This is a genomic window from Moorena sp. SIO3I6, from assembly GCF_010672095.1.
The window spans coordinates 1-3,581 of record NZ_JAAHHU010000428.1; the positions used below are offsets into that span (position 1 = coordinate 1).

The 3,581-nt window shown below is 42.9% G+C and carries 4 protein-coding genes; 1 reads left to right on the forward strand and 3 read right to left on the reverse strand.

The window, feature by feature from the left end:
• The 3 genes from F6K49_RS37300 to F6K49_RS37310 all read right to left on the reverse strand — a co-directional run.
• A partial coding sequence (locus F6K49_RS37300) for an Hsp70 family protein (protein ID WP_293105112.1) occupies nt 1–274 on the reverse strand: 274 nt, incomplete at its 3' end.
• Between the two features lie 150 nt (nt 275–424).
• A complete protein-coding gene (grpE, locus tag F6K49_RS37305; RefSeq protein WP_075903432.1) occupies nt 425–1,219 on the reverse strand; it encodes a nucleotide exchange factor GrpE in 795 nt (264 codons plus the stop codon).
• A 149-nt stretch (nt 1,220–1,368) separates the two neighbouring features.
• Nucleotides 1,369–2,601 carry a transposase gene (locus F6K49_RS37310; RefSeq protein ID WP_293105115.1) on the reverse strand — a complete coding sequence of 411 codons (1,233 nt, stop codon included), beginning with the start codon at nt 2,599–2,601 and terminating at the stop codon, nt 1,369–1,371.
• Nucleotides 2,602–2,670: 69 nt separating this feature from the next.
• On the opposite strand from F6K49_RS37310, the gene F6K49_RS37315 reads away from it, so the two are divergent.
• Complete coding sequence (locus F6K49_RS37315) at nt 2,671–2,841, forward strand: ribbon-helix-helix protein, CopG family (RefSeq protein WP_293105118.1); 171 nt, start codon at nt 2,671–2,673, stop codon at nt 2,839–2,841.
• Nucleotides 2,842–3,581 lie beyond the last annotated feature (740 nt).

Below are 3,581 nucleotides of genomic sequence, written 5' to 3' on the forward strand. Positions count from 1 at the left end.
CACAGGTATAGGGGACACGGGAACGCTCTGTAGCGGTTTCATCCCAACGACGTCCGATAAAGCGCTTGATACTGTAGACACTGTTTTCCGCATTGGTCACTGCTTGACGCTTGGCCAGTTGACCCACCAGGTGCTCCCCTGACTTGCCAAATCCCACAATACTCGGTGTAGTTCGCCCACCTTCCGAGCTGGAAATGACTATGGGTTTACCCCCTTCTAAGACAGAAACACAACTATTGGTTGTGCCTAGGTCGATGCCAATAACTTTTCCCATAGGGTTGCGGCTTAACGGTTATGTTAAGTTATTTTAGTTTGATTTTTTGTTGAGTTAGTCAAAATAATAGAACTTCCCTTGGTGCGTTCGTCCCTTTTCGTAGGATGGTCAGAGACTGACACCAAAGGAAGGTTAACCACTCAATGGCAGCTAATTTTCTGACTCAGCAGATTTCTGAGCTTCCGAGGTTTCCTGTGGTTCTGCCGCAGCAGCTACTTTCACCATAGCGTGACGTAACACCCGCTCCCCAAGTAAATAACCCCGCATTAGCTGTTCTATGACTACTCCTTCTGGATAGTCATCCGTTGGTTCTCGCATAACCGCTTCGTGGAGATTGGGGTCAAACTCTTGCCCTTCTGGTCGCATCGCAGCAACCCCAAGGCGCTTGAGGCTATCTACCAGCTGTTTATAAACACCTTGATAGCTTTTGTGAATTGACATTTCCCCATCATTTTGAGGCTTAATTTGGGTGCGCGCCCGTTCAAAGTTATCTACTACTGACAATAACTCAGTGATGGTGTTTCCTTTAACTTGATGTTCCAAGTCTTCTTTCTCTTTAGTTGACCGTTTGCGGAAATTCTCAAAATCTGCCGCAATCCGGATGTATTGAGATTTAAAGGAGTCACATTGCTGAGTTCGCTCTTCTAGTTGAGCTTTCAGGGCCTCATTTTCCTGCTTGATGGTTTCTAGAATTTTGGAATCGTCCTCCGTAGGTGATTCATCGGTAGCTGCTTGAGCTACCTCGGTCTGGGCTTCTTGGTCTACCGACTCTGACTCAGATGCTTCCGCAGCAGAGGATTCAGTTGGTTGTGCTGCTTCAGAGTTGACCTCTGAGTCAGAGGCTACGGCTACCGCTTCCACCTCAAGATTGTCTGCGAGTACCGTAGTGGACTCTTCCTTTGTCTCCTGCGAAGTGTTATCTGACTGTTTTGCTTCGTCAATCATGCTCCACTCATCCCAATTCAATAGACTGCTAGTTTATCTATAATTTCTTACTAGCCAACCAATTTTCCAGCAAATTTTTTAAACTAACCACGTTCAGTCTAACGACTATAGCATCGGTTTGTGACAGCTCCTATACTGACCTTACAGGTTCAGTGTAGGCAACAAGCGCCAGTCCGGCTATCGCTTAGGAGGCGCTGGGCTTTAAGAACGGACTGCCCTTCCGCTCTGTTTTTTATATTTATTGCTGCATTGTGGTCTCTGTCCAAACTGCAACCACAGTGAGGACAATCATGCCACCGAACATGCAACTTTTTAGGGACTTTTTTGCTGCAACTGGAACAGTTCTGTGAAGTGTTCCGAGCACTTACTGGAATCGCCAACAAGCCAGCATTTAAGGCTTTGCTTGCCAGGATTGTCAGAAAGCTAGACCACCCAGCGTCTAACACAGATTTAGCCAATCGAGATAAGACAAGTCCCTTTACGTTTAATTTTTCGTGAGCAATTACATCGTATTTTGACAGCAAATATTTTGCTGTCTTAAAATGAAAGTCTTTTCGCTTGTCCGATACTTTTTTGTGCTGCTTTCCAAGTTGTTTGATAGCTTTGAGTCTATTTTTACCTCCTTTTTTTCGTCGAGATACTCTTTTCTGAATAACTCTCAGCCTTTTCTGAGACCGTCGATAATATTGAGGAATGCTTACTGTTTCCCCTTCAGAAGTGGTCAAAAATTCTTTAAGGCCAACATCAATCCCAATTATAGATTCAGGGTTAATGTCGGGCTTAACCTTGGGAACCGTCTTATCTTCTAGAGACAATACCAGATAATAACCATCACACTTTTTTGTTATTGAAGCTGTCTTTATCTTAAAGCCATTCGGGGTAGCCGACGCTTCGCGAACAGGGATAGGGCGGTGTAATATAATCTTTACCTTACCTATTTTGGGAAGGTTGATTAAATTCCCTTCTAGACACCCTTCTTTTATTTGAGGGTAAGTTAAAGTACGATAGCGGTGCCTTTTTTTGAACCTAGGTCTTCCGCTTCGTTTACCGTTACTATCTCCTTTTATAAACCGATCGAAAGCTAGTTTTACTCTCTTTACTACATCCTGTAGTACTTGAGAATGAATCTCTTTATACCAGGAATGACTTTTTTTGAGATTTGGTAAAGTCTTTTTCTGAGAGTAGTAATCTGGATTGTTTCTTAATTCGGGAATATGACAAACGAGAGGACAAGCATTGATTGAGCAGCGATTTTGCTCATACCAAGAAAATCGCTCAGCCAATAAATAATTATATTGAGCACAAAGCATTGAGAGCCAATTATCTATTTTTTCTTTTTGATCTTTTGTTGGCTTTAGCCGGTACTGATATGCAATTCTCACCCTTGCTTGTCCTCTTATCTATCGACCTAGTAATATTATAGTTAACGTACAGCCATTTTTCAAGTCACAATGAAAAATAAAAAGTTAACAATCTCGATTACAGATTTTGAGAAAAGACAGTTAGCACAAGAGGCCTCGCGACGCGGAATGACTCAATCAGAGTTGATAAGGAGCTTGATAGCTCGCTTTCGGGACCCAAAAGACTCTGTGCAAAATTCATCCCTGGAGACGAAACCTTAGATAGTGGAGCTTTATTACATGCATATTTAACCCTTTTGCGCATAACCGACTAACCATAAAAGCTCCACTATCTTACGGTAACTTTAAGCACCTATGCTGCGCATGTTCGTTGTGGGGCTTCTAATGCCTGCCAGCTAACCACGTTCAGTCTAAGACTATAGCATGGGTTTCTAAGCTTATTGAGAGTTGTTGCGACCTCAGACTTACCTCAACTGTGTGGTCTGGCAAGCCCTCCGTTAGCAACAATGCTGGTCAAGGACACTCGAGCCGATCAGATCCTTATGGCCTGTACGCTTACTGAGCCACCTACTGTGGTTTTTCCACGGACTGTCTTTGATGGTGCTACTTGAGTTTGCTGGTCTTGTTGCATACTTTGGCTGGCCTTGTTGCATAGTTGAATGTTGTGATGATAAATCGGTCATTAACGAAAATCTAGTAGCATCTGAGATGGTAACCAACCTTGAGCGAGTAGGACTTGATAAGAATTATACAGCAAATGAGTTGGCTTAGTTTTTATGATGTATACTGTGATATTTAGCTAAGACAAATTATCCTAATCCGTCAATCTAACTAAAACGTAAAAATAAGGGAGTGGCTGCCACTCCTATGTCACTTAACATAAGGCTTTTGGGAATACTGTGTAAAGTAAGGAGACTTCCTATTCCGTCATGACTTACTCCTCATCTCAACGACGCGCCCTAGTAGTCCGTAACGATTTTTCTCCCTTTGGCAATAAACTG

Bases quoted from the DNA above. Each gene is read 5' to 3' on its own strand.
- grpE (WP_075903432.1), bottom strand. From the start codon at position 1,219: ATGATTGACGAAGCAAAACAGTCAGATAACACTTCGCAGGAGACAAAG.
- F6K49_RS37315 (WP_293105118.1), top strand. From the start codon at position 2,671: ATGAAAAATAAAAAGTTAACAATCTCGATTACAGATTTTGAGAAAAGA.